The 23,195-nt window shown below is 73.2% G+C and carries 19 protein-coding genes; 4 read left to right on the top strand and 15 right to left on the bottom strand.

Features of this window, described 5'->3' with window-relative positions:
* Positions 1 to 60: 60 nt before the first annotated feature.
* From OHA30_RS07535 to aceE, 3 genes are all read right to left on the bottom strand, one after another.
* Positions 61 to 573: a DUF4240 domain-containing protein gene (locus OHA30_RS07535; RefSeq protein WP_328917773.1), complete on the bottom strand. Its 513-nt coding sequence runs from the start codon at positions 571 to 573 to the stop codon at positions 61 to 63.
* A gap of 1,165 nt (positions 574 to 1,738) precedes the next feature.
* On the bottom strand, positions 1,739 to 2,734 hold the full coding sequence (locus OHA30_RS07530) for a GNAT family N-acetyltransferase (RefSeq protein ID WP_328913018.1): 996 nt from the start codon (positions 2,732 to 2,734) through the stop codon (positions 1,739 to 1,741).
* A gap of 167 nt (positions 2,735 to 2,901) precedes the next feature.
* Positions 2,902 to 5,574: a pyruvate dehydrogenase (acetyl-transferring), homodimeric type gene (gene aceE / locus OHA30_RS07525; protein WP_328913017.1), complete on the bottom strand. Its 2,673-nt coding sequence runs from the start codon at positions 5,572 to 5,574 to the stop codon at positions 2,902 to 2,904.
* Between the two features lie 263 nt (positions 5,575 to 5,837).
* Here aceE and OHA30_RS07520 point away from each other — a divergent pair, with 263 nt between their 5' ends.
* Positions 5,838 to 6,407, top strand: coding sequence for an SMI1/KNR4 family protein (locus OHA30_RS07520; RefSeq protein ID WP_328913016.1), 570 nt, complete (start codon positions 5,838 to 5,840; stop codon positions 6,405 to 6,407).
* A gap of 359 nt (positions 6,408 to 6,766) precedes the next feature.
* Here OHA30_RS07520 and OHA30_RS07515 read toward each other — a convergent pair whose 3' ends face one another.
* The 6 genes from OHA30_RS07515 to OHA30_RS07490 form a co-directional block, all read right to left on the bottom strand.
* Positions 6,767 to 7,408: a GntR family transcriptional regulator gene (locus OHA30_RS07515; RefSeq protein ID WP_328913015.1), complete on the bottom strand. Its 642-nt coding sequence runs from the start codon at positions 7,406 to 7,408 to the stop codon at positions 6,767 to 6,769.
* 242 nt (positions 7,409 to 7,650) lie between these two features.
* Positions 7,651 to 9,501, bottom strand: a complete 1,851-nt coding sequence (gene sucB, locus OHA30_RS07510) for a 2-oxoglutarate dehydrogenase, E2 component, dihydrolipoamide succinyltransferase (RefSeq protein WP_328913014.1) — start codon at positions 9,499 to 9,501, stop codon at positions 7,651 to 7,653.
* A 49-nt stretch (positions 9,502 to 9,550) separates the two neighbouring features.
* Positions 9,551 to 10,939, bottom strand: coding sequence for a dihydrolipoyl dehydrogenase (gene lpdA / locus OHA30_RS07505; RefSeq protein ID WP_328913013.1), 1,389 nt, complete (start codon positions 10,937 to 10,939; stop codon positions 9,551 to 9,553).
* 391 nt (positions 10,940 to 11,330) lie between these two features.
* Positions 11,331 to 12,836: a leucyl aminopeptidase gene (locus OHA30_RS07500; protein ID WP_328913012.1), complete on the bottom strand. Its 1,506-nt coding sequence runs from the start codon at positions 12,834 to 12,836 to the stop codon at positions 11,331 to 11,333.
* A gap of 139 nt (positions 12,837 to 12,975) precedes the next feature.
* Positions 12,976 to 13,779 carry an adenosylcobinamide-GDP ribazoletransferase gene (locus OHA30_RS07495; RefSeq protein ID WP_328913011.1) on the bottom strand — a complete coding sequence of 268 codons (804 nt, stop codon included), beginning with the start codon at positions 13,777 to 13,779 and terminating at the stop codon, positions 12,976 to 12,978.
* Positions 13,776 to 14,477: a hypothetical protein gene (locus OHA30_RS07490; protein WP_328913010.1), complete on the bottom strand. Its 702-nt coding sequence runs from the start codon at positions 14,475 to 14,477 to the stop codon at positions 13,776 to 13,778. Before OHA30_RS07490 ends, OHA30_RS07495 begins: the two co-directional genes overlap by 4 nt.
* A 306-nt stretch (positions 14,478 to 14,783) precedes the next feature.
* On the opposite strand from OHA30_RS07490, the gene OHA30_RS07485 reads away from it, so the two are divergent.
* A complete protein-coding gene (locus OHA30_RS07485) occupies positions 14,784 to 15,005 on the top strand; it encodes a hypothetical protein (protein WP_328913009.1) in 222 nt (73 codons plus the stop codon).
* A 25-nt stretch (positions 15,006 to 15,030) separates the two neighbouring features.
* Here OHA30_RS07485 and OHA30_RS07480 read toward each other — a convergent pair whose 3' ends face one another.
* A complete protein-coding gene (locus OHA30_RS07480) occupies positions 15,031 to 16,101 on the bottom strand; it encodes a nicotinate-nucleotide--dimethylbenzimidazole phosphoribosyltransferase (RefSeq protein WP_328913008.1) in 1,071 nt (356 codons plus the stop codon).
* A 76-nt stretch (positions 16,102 to 16,177) separates the two neighbouring features.
* A complete protein-coding gene (locus OHA30_RS07475; protein WP_328913007.1) occupies positions 16,178 to 17,383 on the bottom strand; it encodes a bifunctional adenosylcobinamide kinase/adenosylcobinamide-phosphate guanylyltransferase in 1,206 nt (401 codons plus the stop codon).
* A 161-nt stretch (positions 17,384 to 17,544) separates the two neighbouring features.
* On the opposite strand from OHA30_RS07475, the gene OHA30_RS07470 reads away from it, so the two are divergent.
* Positions 17,545 to 17,796: a hypothetical protein gene (locus OHA30_RS07470; RefSeq protein WP_328913006.1), complete on the top strand. Its 252-nt coding sequence runs from the start codon at positions 17,545 to 17,547 to the stop codon at positions 17,794 to 17,796.
* 169 nt (positions 17,797 to 17,965) lie between these two features.
* On the opposite strand, the gene OHA30_RS07465 is transcribed toward OHA30_RS07470, so the two are convergent.
* Positions 17,966 to 19,066, bottom strand: coding sequence for a S1C family serine protease (locus OHA30_RS07465; protein WP_328913005.1), 1,101 nt, complete (start codon positions 19,064 to 19,066; stop codon positions 17,966 to 17,968).
* A 78-nt stretch (positions 19,067 to 19,144) separates the two neighbouring features.
* A complete protein-coding gene (locus OHA30_RS07460) occupies positions 19,145 to 19,774 on the bottom strand; it encodes an LUD domain-containing protein (RefSeq protein ID WP_328913004.1) in 630 nt (209 codons plus the stop codon).
* Between the two features lie 158 nt (positions 19,775 to 19,932).
* On the opposite strand from OHA30_RS07460, the gene sigJ reads away from it, so the two are divergent.
* A complete protein-coding gene (sigJ, locus tag OHA30_RS07455; RefSeq protein ID WP_328913003.1) occupies positions 19,933 to 20,871 on the top strand; it encodes an RNA polymerase sigma factor SigJ in 939 nt (312 codons plus the stop codon).
* A 605-nt stretch (positions 20,872 to 21,476) separates the two neighbouring features.
* Here the strand turns inward: sigJ and OHA30_RS07450 are convergent.
* Positions 21,477 to 22,250 carry a methyltransferase domain-containing protein gene (locus tag OHA30_RS07450; protein WP_328917772.1) on the bottom strand — a complete coding sequence of 258 codons (774 nt, stop codon included), beginning with the start codon at positions 22,248 to 22,250 and terminating at the stop codon, positions 21,477 to 21,479.
* A 272-nt stretch (positions 22,251 to 22,522) separates the two neighbouring features.
* Positions 22,523 to 23,107: a DUF3043 domain-containing protein gene (locus OHA30_RS07445; RefSeq protein ID WP_328913002.1), complete on the bottom strand. Its 585-nt coding sequence runs from the start codon at positions 23,105 to 23,107 to the stop codon at positions 22,523 to 22,525.
* Between the last annotated feature and the right edge of the window lie 88 nt (positions 23,108 to 23,195).

The raw sequence follows: 23,195 nt of genomic DNA, 5'->3' as shown, positions 1-23,195 counted from the left end.
GCCGTACGGCTCGCGGGGCGCCGCGCGTGCGGCTGGGGATACGGGGTGACGGCCGGTGGCTCAGCCGAAGCGCTCCCACAGCTGCGGGAAGCGGTCGGCCATCGCGTCCTCGTCGTCGAAGTCGAACCGTTCGCCCTCCGGGCCGTCCTGCCGCGGCAGCTCCAGGTCCGGCAGCCGTACGCCGGTGAGCTGTTCGTACGCCTCGTCCGCCGCGTATCCCAGATCCTCCGCGTCCCCGTCGTTCTCGGGGTCGAAGTCCGGGACGAGGGTGGCGAGGTCGTCGGGGGCGGTCAGGGCGCCCTCGAAGACGTGCCGGCCCTGGCCGATCAGCCAGCAGCGGAAGTAGTCGAACGACTCGTCGTCGGCGCCGCCCAGCATCACGTCGGCGGCGCCCCACAGGTCCCAGCTGAACGCTCGCGCGAAACGGGTCTCGAAGTGCCGGGCGAAGTCCAGCACCGCTTCCGGGTCGAGCTGCGCGAGTCGTTCCACGAGCAGGTCGGCGTGCTCGTCCGCGTCGCCGTCCGCGGCCTCGCGGCTACGGTCGACGATCTCCCAGAACTCCGTCTCGTCCATCACGCGTCCAGCTTCCCGCCCCCCGGGGCCCGCCGCACGCCCAGCCCCCATCCCGTTACCAAACTTCCCCCCTGCGGGGTCCCCCGCCCCCCGGTTGACGCGAGCCCCCTGCGGCGCGCCCACCCCCCCAGCGTCAACCCCAGCCCCGGCGCTCCCCCGCCCGCCCCACGGCCGCGGCCGCCCCCGGCCCGCCGCGAGCCCTCTGCGGGGAGCCACCCGGCCGCCCTGACACCAGCTCCGGCTGCGCTCGGCCCCCGTTTGACCTGGGGCACCCTGGCGCTGGCCACGCCGTGAGCCGCGATTGCGGTGCGCTCCCCTGCGGGGGCGGCCCGCCCAGTTGACGCGAGCCCCGCGTGCTGCCCTGCGGGCGGCTTCTGCCCGATCGACGCCGCCCTGTCCGCCCGGCCTCCGGCCCCGCTGGGCTCCCGCCGACCCCGGCCGCGTACGGCCATCGGGTCGCGCACCCGATCCGCCTGGGGGCCGACCGCGAAGGCCGCTCCTCGGCTCGTCGCCCGGTTTGCCCGGCCCTGGGGGCGCTGCCACGGCCGTGCGTCGTGTGCGCTTCGGCCCGCGTGGGGGATCACCCCCTATCCCCGCAACGCCGCGCCCGACGCGGAGTCGGTGGTCCGCAGGACCGCCAGGGGTGGCTCGCCTCCACGTCCGGGGGAGGGACGTTCGCCGGGTCGGCGTGCAACTCCCTTGGGGGTCCTCTGAGCCCGTCCTTGTCGGGGGGCGGCCGTACCGGTGGGAGCCGGTTGCCGACCGGGCCCGCAGGGCGCTGGCCCATAGTCCCGCCGGAGGCCGTCCGCGCCGGGTCGGTGTGCAACTCCCGTTGGAGGTCCCTCCGGGCGCGCCCGCGTCGGGCGGTACCCCACCCGGGCGGAAGCCTGTCGCCGACCGGGCCCGCAGGGGCGCTCGCCCACACCTCCGCCGGAGGCCGTTCGCCGGGTCGGCGTGCGGGTTCCTCTCGGGGTGCCCGCCGAGGGCAGTCGGCTCGTGAAGGCTCCGGCCCGCGTGGGGGTGGACGCGGGGTCGTTCGTCGGGGTGGGCAAGGGCGCTCGCCCTACCTCTGGCGGGGGCTCTCGTCGTCAGGCCCGGTGGGCGGCACCGGCCGTCGTACGGGACCGCGCCGGAGGCGGCGAGGTGCGGGAGCGCTCCCGCGGCGCTAGCGAGTGCGGAGGGTGAGTTGGTAGTTGACCGTGCGGCGCAGCGCGCGGAAGCCGAGCGCGGAGTTGACGGAGAGCATGTGCCGGTTGTCGTCCGCGTTGTCCGTGTCGATCTCCGTCAGCCCGGGCTGAGCCTCCCGCGCGTGCCGCAGCATCGCCGCCTTGAGCCACAGCCCCAGCCCGTGCCCGCGGTGCGCGGAGAGCACCGCGGTGTCGTACTGCTGCCCCCGCGTCGAGCTGTCACCGGGCAGTACCAGCTCCGTGTAGCCCGCCACCGAGCCGTCCGCCTCGCTGATCGCCGCGACCGTCAGCAGCCGGTCGCCGCGCCGCGCGATCACCTCCGCGATCTCCCGCACCCGCGCCACGTCCCAGCCCACCTCGCCGAGGTCCATCCCGCCGATCGGCATGTCGGCCATGCCCTGCCGCGCGAGCGTGAACGTTTCGGCCAGCTCGTCCGGCACGACCCCCTCCCACGCCGTGAGCCGGTAGCCGGGGTGCGGTACGTCCGGCAGCTCGCGCACCCGGTCGGATATCTCGTCCAGCGACAGCCGCATCCAGGTCAGCCGCAGCACGGGTACGAAGTCGCGGGTGGCGAGGAACCCCTCGCCGGGCGTGCCGGCCACCACCTCCGTGACCAGGCTGCGGCAGCCCGCCTCCCCGGCCGCCTCCGTGACCGTGGCCAGCAGCCGCGACCCCGCGCCCATCCGCCGGTGCGCGGGATGGACGGTCATGTCGACTTCGGCCAGCTGGCTGCGGCCCGGCTGCGAGGAGATCCGCAGCGTGGCCGTGGCCACCGGTTCCTCACCTGAGCCGCGTACCAGCCACAGCACCAGACGGCGGCCGCCGCCGGGCGTCGTCAGGCGTGCCTGCATCGCGGCCTGGGTCGGTACGGGCTCGCCGGGCCGGTCGTGCGCGAACGCGGCGGACTGCACTCGGTGCCAGGCGCGGAAGTCATCGGCGGTGGGAGCCGTCAGCGGGCTGGGGTTAGCAGGCATCCGGGGGACCGTAGCCGTTAGCTGTAGGGGGCCGCAATCCCTTTCCGGCCGGTAGGTTTTATGAACTGCGGGCGATTCAGGGGCATCTCGTGCCACGACATGCCAACGGCCGTGGCGGAAGGCATCCTTCCGCCACGGCCGCCGGCCGCCGGCTCACCGGTCGGGCCTCACAGCCCGTACCGCCGCGCCGCCTCCTTCACCGTCTCCGGCTTGACCTCGCCGCGCCGCGACAGCGCGGCCAGCGCTTGTACGACCAGCGACTGCGGGTCCACCCCGAAGTGCCTGCGGGCCGCGTCCCGGGTGTCGGACAGGCCGAACCCGTCCGTGCCCACCGACGTCCAGTCCTGCTCGACCCACGGCGCGATCTGGTCCGGCACGGCCCGCATCCAGTCGCTGAACGCGACCACGGGCCCGGGAGCGCCCGCCAGCGCGCGCGTGACGTACGGCACCCGCTCCTCGCCGTTCAGCCGGGCCGCCTCGCACTCCAGCGCCTCGCGCCGCAGCTCGGTCCAGGAGGGCGCGGACCACACGTCCGCGGCGACTCCCCAGTCCTGCGCGAGGATCCGCTGCGCGTCCAGCGCCCAGTGGATCGCGGTGCCGGAGGCGAGCAGTTGCAGCCGGGGCGCGTCGGCGGCCGGCGCCGCCGCCTCCTGGTAGCGGTAGAGCCCCTTGAGGATGCCCTCCTCGACGCCCTCCGGCATGGCCGGCTGGACCTTGGGCTCGTTGTAGACCGTCAGATAGTAGAAGACGTCCTCGGCGTCGGGGCCGTACATCCGCCGCAGGCCCTCGCGGACGATGACCGCGACCTCGTACGCGAACGCCGGGTCGTACGAGAGCGCCGCCGGGTTGGTGGAGGCGATCAGGTGCGAGTGGCCGTCCGCGTGCTGAAGGCCCTCGCCGGTCATCGTGGTCCGGCCGGCGGTCGCGCCGATCACGAACCCGCGGCCCAACTGGTCGGCCAGCGCCCAGAACTGGTCGGCCGTGCGCTGCCACCCGAACATCGAGTAGAAGATGTAGAACGGGATCATCGGTTCGCCGTGCGTGGCGTACGACGTGGCCGCGGCCGTGAAGTCGGCGAGCGAACCGGCCTCGGTGATCCCCTCGTTGAGGATCTGGCCGTCCTTCGCCTCCTTGTAGTACAGGAGTTGGTCGCGGTCGACCGGGTCGTACGTCTGGCCCATGGGCGAGTACAGGCCCGCCGACGGGAACAGCGACTCCATGCCGAACGTACGGGCCTCGTCCGGGACCACCGGCACCCAGCGCCGGCCGGTCTCCTTCTCCCGCATCAGGTCCTTGATCAGCCGGACGAACGCCATCGTGGTGGCGATCTCCTGCGTGCCGGAACCTTTCTCCAGGGACTTGTACGCCTTGTCGGGCGGCAGCGGCAGCGGCTTCGCGACGACCTTGCGGGCCGGGGCGGGGCCGCCGAGCGCGGCGCGCCGCTCGCGCAGGTAGCGCATCTCGGGCGAGTCCTCGGCCGGGCGCCAGAACGGGACGACGTCCCCTTCGAGCGCGCTGTCCGGGATGGGCAGCTCAAGGAGATCACGCATCGTGCGGAACTGCGTGAGCGTGAGCTTCTTCATCTGGTGGTTGGCGTTGCGCGACTCGAAGCCCGCGCCGAGCGTGTAGCCCTTCACGGTCTGCGCGAGGATCACCGTCGGCGCGCCCTTGTGCTCGACGGCCGCGCGGTAGGCCGCGTACACCTTGCGCGGCTCGTGGCCGGCCCGCGAGGTCTGGAAGAGTTCGAGCAGCTTGGCGTCGCTGAGCTTCGCGCCGATCGTACGGAGCGAGGCGTCCGCGCCGAAGAAGTGCTCGCGCAGATAGGCCGCGTCCCGGGTGGCGTACGTCTGGAACTGCGCGTCCGGGGTCGACCGCAGCCGCCGCAGCAGCGCGCCGTCGAAGTCCTGGGCGAGCACGTCGTCCCAGGCCACGCCCCACAGCGACTTGATCACGTTCCAGCCGGCGGCGCGGAACTGCGACTCCAGCTCCTGCACGATCTTGAAGTTGGGACGGACCGGGCCGTCCAGCCGCTGGAGATTGCAGTTGATCACGAAGGTCAGGTTGTCCAGGCCCTCGCGGCCGGCCAGCGCCAGGGCGGCGGTCGACTCGGGCTCGTCCATCTCGCCGTCGCCGAGGAAGGCCCACACGCGGGAGTTCGAGGTGTCCTTGATCCCGCGGTGCTCCAGGTAGCGGTTGAAGCGCGCCTGGTAGATCGCGGAGAGCGGGCCGAGGCCCATGGACACGGTCGGGAACTCCCACAGCCACGGCAGCCTGCGGGGGTGCGGGTACGAGGGCAGGCCGTCGCCGTTCGCCTCCTGGCGGAAACGGTCGAGCTGGCCCTCGGAGAGCCGGCCGTCGAGGAAGGCACGGGCGTAGATGCCGGGGGAGGCGTGGCCCTGGAGGTAGAGCTGGTCGCCGGAGCCGTCACCCTCCTTCCCGCGGAAGAAGTGCTGGAAGCCGGTCTCGTACAGCCAGGCCGCCGACGCGAAGGTGGCGATGTGGCCGCCGAGGCCCTGGCGGCTGCCGCGGGTGACGATCGCGGCGGCGTTCCAGCGGTTCCAGGCGGTGATCCGGTGCTCCAGTGCCTCGTCGCCCGGGTAGGCGGGCTCGGCGGAGGTCGGGATCGTGTTGATGTACTCGGTTTCCAGCAGCGACGGCAGGTTCACACCGTCGTCCGCGGCGTCTTCGAGGGTACGGCGCATCAGGTACGCGGCACGGTGCGGCCCCGCGGCCTTGGCGACGGCGTCGAGGGACGCGCGCCATTCAGCGGTCTCCTCGGGGTCGCGGTCGGGAATCTGGTCGAGCTGGCTCGGCCGTGGGAGTCGTACGGCGTCGGGCATGGGTGGCCGCCTTCCGAACGGAGGGTGGGATGGAGAGGAGCGAGTCGGCACGACAGGGCTCGCTCTCCGACACCGACGATACGCCGCCGATCGATGATCGATCAATGGGCTTCGGGCTGGATTTTCCAAGTCGGCACGGGGTGTCAGCCTTGGGGGCACGCAGTGACACCGGCCTCCGGCCTTGGATTTTGTGGTCGCCGCGGCCCGGTCGGCCTGACTGACCGGGTCCGTACCTGTCGTACCCGGCTGGCAGAGTGAGCGTTATGGACGACCTCATCGGCACCCAGACACCACGTCGGCGGCTCACTGATCCCGCCGAGGCGATTCGCGCGCTGGAACGCGCTGTCCCCGGTCTTGCCGGGCTCCGCCGCCCGGTCCCGGCATCCGTCGACTGGGCGACGTTGGAGGACGGACTGGGCACCGTCTTGCCGGCCGACTTCAAGCTGCTCGCTGAGCTCTACCCGACCTTTGTGCTCGGCGACTTTCTCGCGGTGGGCCTCCCCGAGCCGGGCAGCGAACAGATGTGGGCGGCCGGAGCGACGGATCTCGAAATCATCGAGGAGTGGCTTCAGGACGCGGACGAATCCGTTGCCTTGCGGGTCTACCCGGCTCCGGGCGGCCTGCTCGGCTGGGCCGAGTCCAACGGGGGCGACTTCTTCCTGTGGAGCACGTGCGGGGCCGGGTCCTCGGACTGGACGGTCACGGTCGCCTCCCGTAGCGGCGGCTGGTGGCACTATGCGGGCGGCGCCGTTCAGTTCCTCTCCGAACTGGTCGACGGCACGGTGAGCCCCTGGGGGCTGCCGCGCATCGGGGGCGGCGTCGTCACTCGCTAATGCTAAGTGCCCTCCGGGCGGGGGCGGGGTGATGCGGTCCGCTGTCATCCGCGCCGCCGTCGTGGTTGCCCGCGCAGTTCCTCCCCCAGGCTCCGCCCGGGGGTACCCCCAGCGCCCCTGGGGTGGGTACGGTCCGCTGCCACCCGCGCCGCCGTCGTGGTTGCCCGCGCAGTTCCTCCCCCAGGCTCCGCCCGGGGGTACCCCCAGCGCCCCTATCGGGGCGCCCCATCAGGGGCGCGGGGAACTGCGCGACAAGCCACAGCGGACCTGCGGACGAGGGACAACCGGAACCCCCCAGGAGCGCTGGGGTATCCCGGGCGGAGGCCGGGGGTGGGGCAACCCGAGGGGGAGGCGACGTCTCACACTTGCGGAGCGCAGCTCAGGACGTGGGACTTGATCAGGTCACAGATCGCCGGGTCACGGCGGACGAACGCGTCCACGAGTTCCTGGTGCTCCGCCGCGTACGCACGCGGTGCGGGGCTGAGCCAGCGGATCGACAGCGTCGTCCACACCTCGATGCCCAGCGCCTCCCACGCGTGCAGCAGCACCGCGTTCCCCGCCGCCCGTACCAGCTCGTGGTGGAACGCCACCGTGTGCCGTACCTGCGCCTCCCCGTCGAGCGCCGCGTCGGCGGCCCGCAGGGCCGTGACCTCCCGCTCCAGCGCCTCCGGTGCCCGCGCCAGGCGCTCCGCGGCCAGCTCGGCCGCGACCTGTTCGAGGCCGGCCCGTACGGGATAGCTCTCCTTGAGGTCCGCCGCCGTCAGGCTCCGCACCCGTACGCCCTTGTTCGGCGCCGAGTCGATCAGCCGCAGTGTCTCCAGCTCGCGCAGCGCCTCGCGTACCGGCGTCTGGCTGACCTGAAGCTCCACCGCGATCCTGCGCTCCACGATCCGCTCGCCCGGCTTCCACCGGCCGCTCACGATGCCTTCGAGGATGTGCTCGCGGATCTGCTCGCGGAGGCTGTGCACGACCAGTTGATGCCGGCCTGCGGCAGATGCCATGGGGTCGTACTCCTTCACGTTCGCGTGACATAGACGATACGACCAGGAAGCAACCGTGCCTCCACCCACACCCGCCATGACCCCGCCAAGGCCCCTGGAAGGCCCTGCGCGCGTCCGGCGGCGCCCCGGCATACAGAGCGATACATCGGGCGCTGCCACGTACGGACGGGCGCCCCCGTGAACAACGACGGCGCCCCCGCCCCGGAGGACCGGGACAGGGGCGCCGCATGCGTCGAAGGCGCTTACAGGCCGAGTTCCACCTCGAACTCGCCCGCCTCCAGGATTTCCTTGACCGCCGTCAGGTAACGCGCCGCGTCCGCGCCGTCCACCAGCCGGTGGTCGTACGACAGGGCCAGGTACGTCATGTCCCGCACGCCGATGACCGTGCCGTCCGGGGTCTCCACGACCACCGGGCGCTTGACGGTCGCGCCGATGCCCAGGATCGCCGCCTGGTTCGGCGGCACGATGACCGTGTCGAACAGCGCCCCGCGCGACCCCGTGTTGCTGATCGTGAAGGTCGCGCCCGCCAGGTCGTCCGGGACGATCTTGCTGGCCCGGACATTGCCCGCCAGCTCCGCGGTCTTCTTGGCGATACCGGCGATGTTGAGGTCGCCCGCACCCTTGATGACCGGGGTCATCAGACCCTTCTCGGAGTCCACCGCGATCCCGATGTTCTCGGAGTCGAAGTAGGTGATCGTGCCTTCGTCCTCGTTGATCCGGGCGTTGATCACCGGGTGCGCCTTGAGCGCCTGCGCCGCAGCCTTGACGTAGAACGGCATCGGCGAGAGCTTGACGCCCTCACGCGCGGCGAAGGACTCCTTGGCCTGCGCGCGCAGCCGCATGATCCGGGTGACATCCACCTCGACCACGCTGGTCAGCTGCGCCTGCGTGTGCAGGGCGCGCATCATGTTCTCGCCGATGACCTTGCGCATCCGGGTCATCTTGACCGTCTGACCGCGCAGCGGGGACACCTCAAGGGTGGCCTTCGGCGCGGCGGCCGGAGCGGCGGCGGGCCTGGCGGCCGCCGCCTTCGCGGCCTGGGCGGCGGCCTCGGCCGCCGCCACGACGTCCTGCTTGCGGATACGGCCGCCGACGCCGGTGCCGCGCACCGCGCCGAGGTCCACGCCGTTCTCGGCGGCGAGCTTGCGGACCAGCGGCGTGACGTACGCGCCCTCGCTGCCCGAGGCACCGGCCGGAGCCGCGGCCGGGGCGGGCCCGGGCACGGGAACCGAAGGCACCGGGTCGGGAGCGGGGGTCTCCAGCTGCTGCGGCGCCGGAACGGTCGGCGCCTGAGGCGCGACCGGTGCCGGAGCCGGAGCCGGAGCGGGAGCGGGCGCCGGAGCGGCCGCCTGGGGAGCAGGAGCGGGAACCGGTGCCGGAGCAGGCGCCGCGGGCGCCGGAGCCGGTGCGGCCGGTGCGGGCGCCGCGGCCGGAGCCGCCCCCGGCGCCCCGACGACGGCCAGCTTCGCGCCGACCTCCGCCGTCTCGTCCTCCTGGACCAGGATCTCCAGCAGCGTGCCGGAGACCGGCGAGGGGATCTCGGTGTCGACCTTGTCCGTCGAGACCTCCAGCAGCGGTTCGTCGGCCTCGACCGACTCGCCGACCGCCTTCAGCCAGCGGGTGACAGTGCCCTCGGTGACGCTCTCACCGAGCGCGGGCAGCACCACGTCGGTGCCGGACGCGCCGCTCGCGCCGGTCGCCGCCGCGGCGGTGGGGGCCGGGGCCGGAGCAGCGACCTCGGTCGAAGGGGTGGCCGCCGCCGGGGTCTCGGCGACGGGTGCGGGTGCGGGCGCGGGTGCCGGTGCCGCGGGGGCGGCCGGCTCGGCCGCCGGAGCGGCGGCCGCGGGGGCGCCGCTGCCGTCGTCGATGATGGCCAGCTCGGCGCCGACCTCGACCGTCTCGTCCTCGGCGACCTTGATGGAGGCCAGCACACCGGACACGGGGGAGGGGATCTCGGTGTCGACCTTGTCCGTCGAGACCTCGAGCAGCGGCTCATCGGTCTCGACGCGCTCACCCTCGGCCTTCAGCCAGCGGGTGACGGTGCCCTCGGTCACGCTCTCGCCGAGCGCCGGCAGGGTTACGGAAACCGCCATGGTTGCGGTTACTCCTAACGATCTGTGCGGATGGGTGGCGTGATGGAGGTCAGTCGTGCGAGTGCAGCGGCTTGCCCGCGAGCGCCAGATGGGCTTCGCCCATGGCCTCGTTCTGCGTGGGGTGCGCGTGAATGAGCTGCGCGACCTCGGCGGGCAGCGCTTCCCAGTTGTAGATCAGCTGAGCCTCGCCGACCTGCTCGCCCATCCGGTCACCGACCAGGTGGACGCCCACGACGGCCCCGTCCCTGACCTGGACGAGCTTGATCTCGCCCGCGGTCTTCAGGATCTTGCTCTTGCCGTTCCCGGCCAGGTTGTACTTGAGGGTGACGACCTTGTCCGCGCCGTACACCTCCTTGGCCTTGGCCTCGGTGATGCCGACGGAGGCGACCTCGGGGTGGCAGTACGTCACCCGCGGCACACCGTCGTAGTCGATCGGCACGGCCTTGAGGCCCGCCAGCCGCTCCGCGACGAGGATGCCCTCGGCGAAGCCGACGTGCGCGAGCTGGAGGGTCGGCACCAGGTCGCCGACGGCCGAGATGGTCGGCACGTTGGTGCGCATGTACTCGTCGACGAGGACATAGCCGCGGTCCATCGCGACGCCCTGCTCCTCGTAGCCGAGGTTCTGCGAGACCGGGCCGCGGCCGATCGCGACCAGCAGCACCTCCGCCTCGAAGGTCTTGCCGTCGGCGAGGGTCACCTTGACGCCGTTGTCGGTGTACTCGGCGCTCTGGAAGAAGGTGCCCAGGTTGAACTTGATGCCGCGCTTGCGGAAGGCCCGCTCCAGCAGCTTCGAGCTGTTCTCGTCCTCGACCGGCACCAGGTGGGGCAGGCCCTCGACGATCGTCACGTCGGTGCCGAAGGACTTCCACGCCGACGCGAACTCCACGCCGATCACACCGCCGCCGAGCACGATCGCGGACTGCGGCACACGGTCCAGGACCAGCGCGTGGTCCGAGGAGATGATCCGGTTGCCGTCGATCGTCAGACCGGGCAGCGAGCGCGGTACGGAACCGGTCGCGAGCACTATGTGCCGGCCCTCGATCCGCTGGCCGTTCACATCGATCGAGGTGGGGGAGGACAGCCGCCCCTCGCCCTCGATGTACGTCACCTTGCGCGAGGCCACCAGGCCCTGCAGGCCCTTGTAGAGGCCCGAGACGACGTCGTCCTTGTACTTGTGGACGGCCGCCATGTCGATGCCCTCGAAGGTGGCCTTCACACCGAACTGCTCGCTTTCGCGAGCCTGGTCCGCGATCTCACCGGCGTGCAGCAGCGCCTTGGTGGGAATGCAGCCGTTGTGCAGACAGGTGCCCCCGAGCTTGTTCTTCTCGATGAGGGCGACGTCCAGGCCCAGCTGGGCAGCCCGCAGTGCGGCTGCGTAGCCGCCACTGCCGCCGCCGAGGATCACTAGGTCGAAAACAGTGCTGGCGTCGTTCGCCACGTCACGTCCTCCATGCATGGGTACGCCGGAGCCGGTCCACCTGACCGGGCGGCGGCTTTGGTTCGGCCGCTTTGTCGTTAGAGAGGGGCCCTGTCGTGCCGAGACAACATCTTCGCACTTGTTGGCGCGCGACGAGGCATCGGGCTGTGCGGTGAGACGTAGCAGATACGGCCCCGGACGCGCGGTCCGGGGCCGTACGTGACGCATCTCACCCCTCTTGTGCCGCCGTCTCGCCTCCGGACGCTTCTATCCGGCGTCGACAGTCGACCGTGCTCGACCCCTCGTTCCTCGGGGACTCCGCGCGCTCTCCCTTTCGACACCGGCGCGCCCTTTGGCTCGACGGCTACGGGGGTGCCGTCCGACGGGCTCGACGGCTGCCAGGTGTCAGGTCCTAGAGCAGCTCGCCCGTGGCGGTGCGGCGGGCGAGGGCGACCAGGGTGCGGACGGCCGTGCCGGTGCCGCCCTTGGGGGTGTAGCCGAAGGGCGCGCCCTCGTGGAAGGCAGGACCCGCGATGTCCAGGTGCGCCCAGGTGATGCCCTCGGCGACGAACTCCTGGAGGAACAGCCCGGCGATCAGGCCGCCGCCCGGCCGCACACCCATGTTCGCGATGTCCGCCGTCGGCGAGTCGAAGGAGGGCCGCAGCTGCGCGGGCAGCGGCATCGGCCAGGAGTCCTCGCCCTCGGCGAGCGCCGCGGAGTGCACCGCACCGCGGAACTCGTCGTCGTTTGCCATGATGCCGAACCGCCCGGTGCCGAGCGCCAGCACCATCGCGCCGGTCAGTGTCGCCACGTCCACGATCGCGTCCGGGGTCTCCTCCGAGGCGCGGGTCAGCGCGTCGGCCAGTACGAGCCGGCCCTCGGCGTCGGTGTTGAGCACCTCGACGGTCTTGCCGCTGTACATCCGCAGCACGTCGCCGGGGCGGGTGGCGCCGCCGCCCGGCATGTTCTCGGCGAGCGCGAGCCAGCCGGTGACGTTGACCGCCAGGCCGAGCTTCGCGGTCGCCACGACCGCGGCGAACACGGCGGCGGCGCCGCTCATGTCGCACTTCATCGTCTCGTTGTGCCCGGCGGGCTTGAGCGAGATGCCGCCCGAGTCGTACGTGATGCCCTTGCCGACGAAGGCGAGGGTACGGTTCGCGTCCGGGTGGGTGTAGGCGACCCGGACCAGCCGCGGCGGGGTGGCCGAGCCCTGGCCGACGCCGAGGATGCCGCCGTAACCGCCCTTGGCGAGCGCCTTCTCGTCCAGCACCTCGACCTTGAGGCCGAACTCCTTGCCGGCGGCCTGCACCGCGGCGGCGAACGCCTTCGGGGTCAGGTCGTTCGGCGGCATGTTGATCAGGTCACGGGCCCGGTTGACCTCGGCGGCCACGGCGGTCGCGCGCTCGGCGGCGGCCTTGTGCTTCTTGTCGCGTCCCTTGGCACTGGAGACGACGACCTCGCCGAGCGGGCTCTTGCCGCCCTCGGCCTGGTAGGTGGTGAAGGCGTACGCGCCCAGCAGCGCGCCGGTGGCCACGGCCTCCACCTCGTCCGGGGTTCCGGCGGGGAGCGCGAACACGGCCTTCTTCGACCCGGAGAGCGCGCGGGCCGCGGCGCCCGCGGCCTTGCGCAGCGCTTCGGCGTCGTACGGCTCGCCGTCCTCCGGGAGTTCACCGAGGCCGACCGCGAGTACGACGGCGGCCTTCACGCCGGCCGGCGCGGGGAGCTTGGTGACCTCGCCCTCCGTACCCGTGGCGCCCACGGTCTCCAGCGTGGCGGCGAGCTTCCCGTCGAACGCCGCGTCCACCGAATCCGCGCCCGGCGCGAGGCGGGGGCCCTTGGGGCCCTTGGCCACGCCGACGACGACGGATTCCGCACGCGACGCTGCGGCGGAGGAGGTGCTGAGTGTCAGAGAAGTCACGGTGGGTGGGGTCCTATTCGGTCGAGGGTCAGACCCTCCCGAGCCTACGCGCTGCCCCTTCCTCAGGGGCGTCCCCCCTGCACAGCCGACGGTGGAGTCGGCATCGTACGGACGCCCCCGGCCGAGGCCGCCGGTCCGCTCAACCGCCCCCGCGCAGGGCCAGGACGACCAGCGCGGCGGTCACCCCCGCCTCGCACACCGCGCCGAACACATCGCCCGTCACTCCGCCGAAGCGCCGGCGGCACCGCCGCAACAGCCCCTCGCCGCACAGCAGTCCGGCCCCCACGGCGACCAGCCCCCGTACGGCGGTGAGTCCCCCGAACGGCGCTCCCGCCGCCGCGCCCAGGGCGGCGATCCCCGCGGCGGTCACCCAGGCGGCCGAGGCGGGAACGGCCCCCGCGACCGAGGCCCCCAGCCCCCCGGGCCGCGCGGCGGGTATCCCGGACCGGCACGCCAGCGTCATCCCCGTACGTCCCGCGACGGCCGCGACCAGTACGGCCGTTCCGCCGTAGACCCACCCGTGCCCGTAGCACGCCCCCACGGCCGCGGCCTGGCCGAGCAGGACGAGGACGAGCGTCATCACCCCGAACGGCCCGATGTCCGACTGCTTCATGATGCGCAGCGCGCCCTCGGCGGGGGCACCGCTGCCGAGGCCGTCGGCCGTGTCGGCCAGCCCGTCCAGATGCAGACCCCGGGTCAGCACCGCCGGTACGGCCACGGCGGCGACCCCCGCGAGCAGCCCGTTCGCACCCATGGCGACGAGGACGCTCGCCGCTATTGCCGCGAAAAGGCCGACGACCAGGCCGACCAGGGGTGCGAACGCCATTCCGCCGCGCGCGGCCGTCCGGTCCCAGCGGGTGACCTTCACCGGCAGCACGGTGAGCGTTCCGAAGGCGAACCGCAGGGCGTCGAGCGGGGAGAGCGGGGGAGCGGTTTCGTTCACCGCGCGAGGCTACCGGTACCTCCGGTCGAGGTCACCGGGCCGCCGTAGCCCCTGCGACGTACCGCCTCGGCCGTGCTCAGCGCCAGGACGGCCACGACCCCGGCCAGGTGCTCGTACCCGGCGAGATTCGTCACCCACACGACCTCCACGCCTATCGCCAGCGCGACCGCGCCCGCCGTCCACCACGCGCGGCGGAGGCAGGCGACGTACACCCCGAGCGCGACGACCGCCGCCGAGGGGCCGGTGTCGCGGACGAGGACGGCCTGCGCGGTCAGGTTCGGCAGGACGTGCGGCCCGGTCCACAGGGACCAGCGGGCCAGGCCCGTGCCCGCGACGGTGGCGAGCAGGGCGACGCCGAGCGTCCGGCGGGCGCCGAGCGTGGTCTCCGCGATGCCGAAGACCACCACGACCTGGAGCAGCAGGCCCCACACGGGCAACGACGGGTCCGGCACGAAGAGCGAGAGCGGGGTGCGCAGCAGCGCCTGCCACCAGGGCAGCGTGGCGTACACCCCGCCGAGGCGGTCCACCCAGTCGCTCGCGCCCTGGGCGTGCTGGACGAGTTGGAGCAGGCCGATGCCCGCGCACGACGCCAGCGTCAGCGGTACGGCCCGAGGCCCGGCGGTCCGCAGCCGCCGCCACACCTCAGGAAAGACGGCCCTCCACTCGACGGCCAGCCGCGCCCGCAACCCATCCCACATGGCGGGCAGCTTATAGGCTTATAGCTATATTTCCCCCCATGTCGGCACGCGCGCGGTGACCCGCACTCTCCGGGGGCCGCCCCCGCGGGTCCAGGCGCCTCGCCCGCGGCGGCGGGATGAATCGCCCCCACCGCCCACCCGCGCGCGAGGCCGGCGCGCCAACGGCTGCCCCGCCGCCCGGCGGTCAGTCGCCGCGCTGCGGCGCAGGTGGTCCGAGTCGCGGGGCGCCAGGGGCGGTTCGGCGCCCCGGGCCCCGGTGGGGCCGACGGGTACCGCGCCGGAGGCGGACGGCGGAGGATGACGGCCATGCCCTTCCGTGCCAAGCCCCTGTGGTTCTTCTTCCTGGCGTGCGCCGCGCTCTTCACGGTCTTCGGCGTGGCCGGCGTGTTCTTCTTCGCCGTGGTCGCCGGGTGGTGGGACATCGTGCCGCACAACGCGCCCGGGTTCCTGGAGCCCGGTGCGTTCACCGCCGCGGGGGTCACCGGGTACGAGTGGCTGCGGCGGAGGCGCGCGGCGCGCGCCTCCTGAGCCCCCCGGGCGGGGCGTTGCCGCGTCACGCCGAGGCAGGCGTGGACGCGGGCTCCGGGGCCGGGGCCAGTTCGGCGGAGAGCGCGGCCGCGCCCTGGAGCAGGGGGAGGGCCAGCACCGATGCCACGCCGCCGCCGACCTGGACGCCCTGGTCGAGCAGCGCCTGGAGCGACACCCGGTCCAGCGCCTTCTCCTGCCCGGCCTCGCCGGTCTTCGCCGCCGCCACCCACCAGTCGGGCGCCCGGAACGCCACCCGCTGCGCGACCAACGCGCAGGCCGCGCTCACCACTCCGTCGAGGACGACCGGCATCTTCCGTACCGCCGCCTGGAGCAGAAAGCCCGTCATGGCGGCGAAGTCCGCGCCCGTGACCGCCGTCAGCAGCGCGAGCTGGTCGCCGAGCACCGGCCGGGCCCGCCGCAGACCGTCGCGGATCGCCGCGCACTTCCGCATCCACGTCAGGTCGTCGATACCGGAACCGCGCCCGGTCACGACCGACGCGTCCGTCCCGCACAGCCCGGCGATCAGCACGCCCGCGACCGTCGTGCCGCCGACGCTGAGGTCGCCCAGCAGCACGAGGTCCGTACCGGAGTCGGCCTCCTCGTCGGCGAGCGCGATCCCCGTACGGAACGCCTGCTCGGCCTCCTCGGCGGTCAGCGCGTCCTCGATGTCGAGGCGGCCGGAACCGCGGCGCACCCGGTGGGCGGTGACGTCGGCGGGGAGGTCGGCGGGGTCGCAGTCCAGGGCCATGTCGATGACGCGGACCTCGGCGCCGTACTGCCGGGCGAGTACGTTCACCGGCGCGCTGCCCTCGATCGCCGCGCGGGCCAGCACACTGGCCGTTCCGGCGGGGCGGGCCGAGACGTCCAGTTCGGCGATGCCGTGGTCGGCGGCGAAGAGGAGGACGCGCGGGCGGGCGATCGGCCGCGCGGGGACCTGTCCCTGCACGGCGGAGAGCCAGTCGGCCAACTCGGCGGGCTTGCCGAGGCGGGCCCCGGGGCCGATCAGTTGTTCCCAGCGCTCCTGCGAGTCCCGCCGCGCCCCGGCGTCGGGTCGCTCCACCAGGGAGCCGAAGTCGTCCAGATCAATCCCGGTCACGGGGGAACCCTACCGGCTGCCCTCCCGGCGGGTCCCGTCAACGTCCCCCACCGGACATCGCGGCCGCGACCGCCCCTCACGGCCGCAGCCGCACCACGTTTCCCGCCACCACCAGCAGGACGACCTCCGACTCGGCGGAGATCCCCGCGTTCAACCGTCCCAACTCGTCGCGGAACCGCCTCCCCGAGACGGTCTCGGGCACCACGCCCGACCCCACCTCGTTCGAGACGGCCACCACCGTCCGCCGCGTGGCACGCCAGGTGGCGACCAACTCGTCCACCCGACCCCGCACCCGCGCGAGCGACAGGCCCGGCTCCGCGCCCCACGCCCCCTCCTCGTCCATCACCCGCGTCAGCCACAGCCCGAGGCAGTCGATGAGCAGCGGCGCCCCGCCCCCCTCGCGCAGCAGCGGCAGCAGTTCGTACGTCTCCTCCGTACGCCACCCCGCCGGCCGCCGGTCCCGGTGCAGCGCCACCCGCCGCGCCCAGTCCGTGTCACCCTCACGGGTGCCGCCGGTCGCCACGTACAGCACGTCGGGGAAGGCCGCGAGCCGCCGTTCCGCCTCGGCGGACTTGCCCGAACGCGCTCCGCCGAGCACCAGCGTGCGCCGCGGCACGTCCGGCACCTCCTGGTAGTCACCGGCCACCAGCGTCGTACCGTCCGCCACCGCCCGCGCGCCCAACGCCGCGAGCCGCCGCGCGAGTTCGGGCCGCGGGGGAGCGTCGTGGCCGAGGTGGACGGCGACCACGTCCGTCGTACCGGCCACCGCCCCGGCCGCCCGCAGCCGGGCAAGGGCGTCGGGGCGGTCGACCACGTCGAGCAGCACGAGGTCGTACGGCGCCTCCGCCCGCTCCGACGCGCCCAGGCCCGCGGGGGCGCACCCCGGCGGCAGATACAGGGCACGCGTACCGTCGGGCGACTCGATCTCGTATCCCGTGCCCGGCGCGTCCACGGCCACCGACCGCACCCGGTGGCCGGTGAGCAGCGGCAGCCGCTGCCCGTCGGCCACGCGCGCGGGCGCCGGGATACCGGGCGGGATCTCGACGGCCGGACCGTCGTGGGGGTGCGTGAGCAGCACCAGCCGTAGCCCGCCCAGGCTCTCCCCGGCGCGGGCCGCGGCGAGCGCGAGGCCGGGGGTGAGGTCGAGGAGTACGACACCGTCGACCAGGACCGAGGTCGCCGCGCGCGCACCGGCGCCCACGGCGAGCGCGCAGGCCGCGCAGGGGCAGTGCGGCAGGGGCAGGCCCTCGGGGCCGCCGGTGCCGAGGAGAGTCAGTTCCACCCGACGATCGTCTCGCGTCCCGAGGCGACCGGCCGCGCGGGGTCCGCCATGCGGAAGGCCCGCGCGGGGTCCGCCCTGCGGAAGATCGCCGGTACGCTGCCAGGACGCGCAGCACAGCTGAGATGATCTCCAGGACGATCTCCAGGACCGAGGAGAAACACATGGCGTGGACGTGGCGGTTCGAGAAGGCGGACGGCACCGAGGTGCCGCCGGCGGTGGAGCCCGAGGAGTTCCCCACACAGGGGGACGCGGAGTCCTGGGTGGGCGAGGTCTGGAAGGACCTCTCGGCGGGCGGCGCGGACCAGGTCGTCCTCTTCGAGGGAGACACGAAGATCTACGGCCCCATGAGCCTGCACCCCGAGGAGCCGGTCGCCGCCCCGGAGCCCACGGTCTCCGAGGACACGGAAGCGTAAGCCGCGCCCGGCCGCCGGGGTGCGGCCGCCCGGCCGGACGCGAACGGCCCCTGCCCGGGAGATCCCGGGCAGGGGCCGCGTCGTCTGTGCCCCCCGGCGGGTCTCCCGGCCGGGGGCCGGACCGCCTGCCCGGCCGCCTTGGGCCTGCGGGCGCCCGCCGAGGCCCGGGCTACAGCGAACCCAGCGTGACCTTCGTCGACTTGGCCGTGCCGTCCCGGTCGTAGGACACCTTCACGACCTGCCCCGGCTTGTACGCCGCCAGCGTCTCCGTCAGCGACTGGAGTGTCGTGATCCGCGTACTGCCCACCTTCATGATCACGTCACCCGCCTTGAGCCCGGCCTTGGCCGCCGCGCCGCCCTTGACGACGGACACGATCGCCACCCCGGCGGGCTGGAACGCACCGCCCACCACGCCCCGCACGGTCACGTCGAGCGCCGCGCGCCCGGAGTTCGTCACCTTGCCGTTCTTGATGATCTGGTCGGCGATCCGCTTCACCGTCGAGGAGGGGATCGCGAAACCGATCCCCGGCGCGGCCCCGCTGCCGAGCTGCGGGTCGGTCGCCGCCAGGGTGGGAATTCCGATCACCTGATTGTTCAGGTCGACCAGCGCGCCCCCGCTGTTGCCCGGGTTGATCGCCGCGGACGTCTGCACCATGTCGGGGATGGTCGCCCCGGCCCCGCCGCCCCCGCCGCTGTCGGACTTCCCCTCGCTGACCGTACGGCCGGTCGCCGACACGATGCCCTGTGTCACGCTGCTGGACAGCCCCAGCGGGTTACCCATCGCGAGCACGATCTCGCCGACGCCGACCTTCCCTGAATCGCCGAAACTCGCGGGTTTCAATCCGCTCGGCACAGAAGAGAGGCGAATCACCGCCAGGTCGTTCGCGGGGAAGGTGGACACCAGCTTCGCGGCGAGGGGCCTGCCGCCCGTGGCCAGCGACACCACGAACGACTTCGCGTTGCCGATGACATGCGCGTTCGTGACGATGTCGCCCTTGGCGTCGTAGATCACACCGGACCCGAGGTCCTGGTCGGTGTTGATCTGCACGACCGACGGCAGCACGTTCCTGACCGTGTTCTGATACGCGCTCTGGAGCGCGTCGCCCCCGTTGGAGGCCGTGACGGCGGCGGGGGCCTCGGCCCCCGGGGCCGTCGACGTCCGGGACGCCTCGGAGCCGGACGAGCTGCAACCGGCGACGAGCAGCGCGGCCGCGCACAGCACGGCCGCGGACGGCACCACACGCGTACGGGCGATAAGTGATCCACTCATGCCCGAATTGTCCCGTCCCCTCCGCCCCCGGGCCCGCCCAGACCGCCAATCGTGTCCCGGGCCCGGCTGGGGGGCGGTTCAGAATCCGATGGCTTCGCGGAGCAGCAGGACGGTGCCGCGTCCGGGTTGGTACTCCCCGTTGAGGACGAGAAGGCGGTTGACGGCGCTGGGCCACCCGTAGGCCTTCTGGGTGCGGACGTTCTCCAGCGGGAGGCAGTGTTCCTCGACCCGCCGCAGCGCGGTGTCCAGGTCGGGCACCACCTTCTGCGCCCCGACGATCCAGATCGCGCGGGCGGCGCCACCGGCGTAGGCGGGCAGCTGGCTTCCGCTGCCCGAGGCGACCACGAGGGAGCCGGTCTCGGTGACCGCGGCGACGCTGCCCACAACGACGTCGGGGCCGGCGAGCAGCCGCCGGATGTCGTCGGCGTCCTTGGCGCGGTCCATGGCCAGGACGCGCGGCTTGATGGCCTGGTACCGCCCGCCGGCGTTGATGTCCCCGTCGATGCCGGACAGACGGAGGGTCTCGCTGGCCCCGGTGAACACGCTCGCGCCCTCCGGGATCAGATCCCTGACACGGGTACGCGCGGCGGCGACGTCGTCGAGGATTTCCACGGTGAAACCGTGTGCGGCCAGTGCGGCGGCCGCCCGCTCCACGCGCTGCGCGGGCGCCGGGTCGGCGAACGGTGTGGTCGGCGTCGGGGTCGTCATGATGTCTCTGAACTTCCTGTCCGCTGGATGATGTGTTCGTCTCAGCGCTTCGACAACGCAGCCCCCCGGAATGTGAGGCGACGCACCGGCCTCACATTCCGGCGCGCTGTCCTGTCGAACCGCTGAGAGCGGATGCGACCGAGGGAGCTGTCGGCACCATGACCACCCGATCCGGGCCGGGACAGGGCCGGCCCGATCCGGGCCTGGACGCGATCATGAGCGAGCGGCGCCAGCTGATCAATGTCGCCTACCGGCTCCTGGGCTCCCTGGCCGAGGCCGAGGATGCCGTCCAGGAGACGTACGCCCGCTGGTACGCCATGTCCCCGCGGCAGCGGGACGCCATCGCATCCCCCGGCGCCTGGCTGACGACGGTCGCCAGCCGCATCTGCCTCAACCTGCTCGGCTCGGCACGGGCCCGGCGGGAGACCTACGTGGGCGAATGGATCCCCGAGCCGCTGCCCGAACGTACGGAGTGGATCGACGGGCGGCCGGGCGGAGCCACGGCCGACCCGGCCGACCGGGTCACCCTGGACGAGTCGGTCAACCTGGCGTTCCTGGTCGTACTCGAATCGATGACCCCGGCCGAACGCGTCGCGTTCATCCTCCACGACGTCTTCTGCCACTCCTTCGCCGAAGTGGCCGAGATCGTCGGCCGTACGCCGGCGGCCTGCCGCCAGCTGGCCTCCTCGGCCCGCCGCCGTATCCGGGCCTCGCGGCCCTCCTCGACTCCGGCGGCCCAGCGCGCCGGCATCGTCAGGGACTTCAAGCAGGCGTGGGAGGCCAAGGACATCGACGCCCTCATCGGCCTGCTCGACCCCGACGCCACGGCGACGGCCGACGGCGGCGGCCTCGCGACGACCTTCCTGCACCCCATCGAAGGCGGCGAGCGGATCGCCCACGCCTGGATCGAGATCGCCCGCCGGAAGCCCGTCGACATGACGTTCTTGGAACGCACGGTCAACGGCCAGCCCGGCCTGGTGGCCCAGCAGGACGGCGTCACCGTGACAGTCTTCGCGTTCGACATCGCGGCCCCCCGAATCACACACATCTGGGTGATCCGCAACCCCCAAAAACTCCACCCCTGGACCCCGCGCTAACCAGTAGGGGCGCGGGGAACTGCGCGCTCAGCCGAATTGCAGGCGCACCCGGCATCCAACCGCCCGTGGCGCGGCGGACCGCCGTCAGGGGCACCGGGGGAGTGGGTCCCGTAGGGGGCGCTGGGGGTACCCCCGGGCGGAGCCTGGGGGCGGAACTGCGCGACAAGCCACGACGCATGGCGCACCCGGCATCCAACCGCTACGGGCATGGCGGATCGCCGTCAGGGGCACCGGAGGAAGGAGGGCCCCATAGAGGCGCTGGGGGAGGAGGGCCCCGTTAGGGGCGCGGGGAACTGCGCGCTCAGCCCAATTGCAGGCGCACCCGGCATCCAACCGCCCGTGGCACGGCGGACCGCCGTCAGGGGCACCGGGGGAGAGGGTCCCGTAGGGGGCGCTGGGGGTACCCCCGGGCGGAGCCTGGGGGCGGAACTGCGCGACAAGCCCAAGACGGGCCGCGCCCGGCATACCACCCGCACCCCCGCGGCGGTGAGCCGCAAAGGCGACGAACGCCCACCCCGCATACACCCGCACCCCCGCGGCGGTGAGCCGCAAAGGCGACGGACGCGCCCCCGTCCACCCACCACAACCCCACCCGCGCGAAGCGATTAGCCCCGTACCCCACAAAGATGCAACAACGCCGCCACCCCCCGGTAGGGATCCGTCCGCCCCGCCCTCTCCTCCGCGTCGAGCAAGACGCCCAGCTCCCGCGAATCCCGCGGCGCCCGCGCCCGATCCGAAGCCGCGTCCGTAAAGACCCGCACCCCGTACCACGCCCGCAACGGCACCCCGATCCCGTCCAGCGTCGCCGTCAACGGCTCCCGCCGGTCCGCCCGCGTCGCCAGCCCCAGCCGGTTCGTGTACGCGTCCGAGCCGAACGCTTCCACCGCGCCCGCCCAGTCCCCGAGCAGCCCGGGCCGCATGGCGAGCGCGTCACCGTTCCGTACGAGCAGCGACAGCATCCCGCCGGGCGCGAGCACGCGCGCGAGCGCGGCCAGCATCGGTTCGGGATCGGGTACGTACATCAGCACGCCGTGGCAGAGCACGACGTCGAAGCAGGCGGGCCCGAAGTGCCGCCCGGTCTCGCGGCCGTCGCCCCGCAGGACGACAAAACGTTCGCGTACGTCCGCCGGCTCGACCGCCACCGCCGCCCGCAGGGCACTGAGCATGGCCGCGTCCGGTTCGAGTCCGGTCACCACATGGCCCGCGCGGGCCAGCCGCAGCGCCTGCGTGCCCTGGCCGGGGCCGATGTCGAGCACCCGCAGCCGCCGCCGGGCATGGGCACCGGCGGGCTGCGGGAAGTGGAGTGCGAGCTGTTCGTCGAGCTGCCGGGCGACCAGCTCCTGGCGGACGGTGTTCCGCAGCCCGCCGAGCTTCGCCAGCCACTGGTCGGCCCCGCCGGGGAACCCCGCGCCCCCGGGCACCAGCTCGGCCCCGGGTCCGCCCCCCGGCCCTGTCACGGGCCCGGCGAAACCCTCGCCAAAGGGACCAGCGCCAGAGGGACCGGCGCCGAAGGACTCGCCACCAAAAGGCGCACCCCCGAACCCGGCCGCGCCGAAGCCCCCCTCGGCGAACCCCGGTCCCCCGCCCGCCGTCCCGTAAAACTCACCCGACCCCGCAGGGCCGCCCGCCCCGAGGTCCCCGTACTCCCCGCTCAGAGCTTGGTGCCGCGCTCGACCTGCGGCTTCGGCAGCCGCAGCCTGCGCATCTGAAGCGTACGCATCAAGCCGTACGCGACCGCACCCTTCGTGTTCTTGCCCTCGAACCGCTTGTGCAGCTCCGACCGCAGCCGCAGCCCCGTCACGAGCGAGTCGACGACGATCGCCACGATCACGATCAGCCACAGCAGCAGCGACAGGCTCTGCATCGAGCCGATGATGCTCATGACCAGGATCAGTACGGCCAGCGGCAGGAAGAACTCGGCCACCCGGGCCCGGGAGTCCACGTAGTCGCGGGCGAACTTGCGCACCGGACCCTTGTCGCGAACGGGCAGGTGGCGCTCGTCGCCGTTGGCCAGGGCCTCGCGCTGCTTGGCCATCGCCAGCCGGCGGGTCTCACGGGCCTGCTTGCCGGCCGCCTTGCGGTCGGTCGGCGCGACCACGGCTTTGCGCCGCTGCGTCTGCGCCTCGTTGCGCTTGGGAGTGGGACGACCCTTGGGAGCCTGCGGGTCACGGGGCTGTTCGTCCAGGACCGCGGTGCTGGAGGAAGCCTGCTCATCTTCGGAACGACGTCGGAACACACCTCCAGGTTACGTGCTCCCGCGCCCGCACCCCAGCCCCTCACCTACTCCCTGGGCCGGAGGTCATCGAACCGTGATCGTCCTTGCG

This window comes from Streptomyces sp. NBC_00223 (genome assembly GCF_036199905.1).
GTDB lineage: Bacteria > Actinomycetota > Actinomycetes > Streptomycetales > Streptomycetaceae > Actinacidiphila.
The sequence above is the reverse complement of the archived record's forward strand: the minus strand, read 5'-3'. Positions and strand labels throughout refer to the sequence as shown.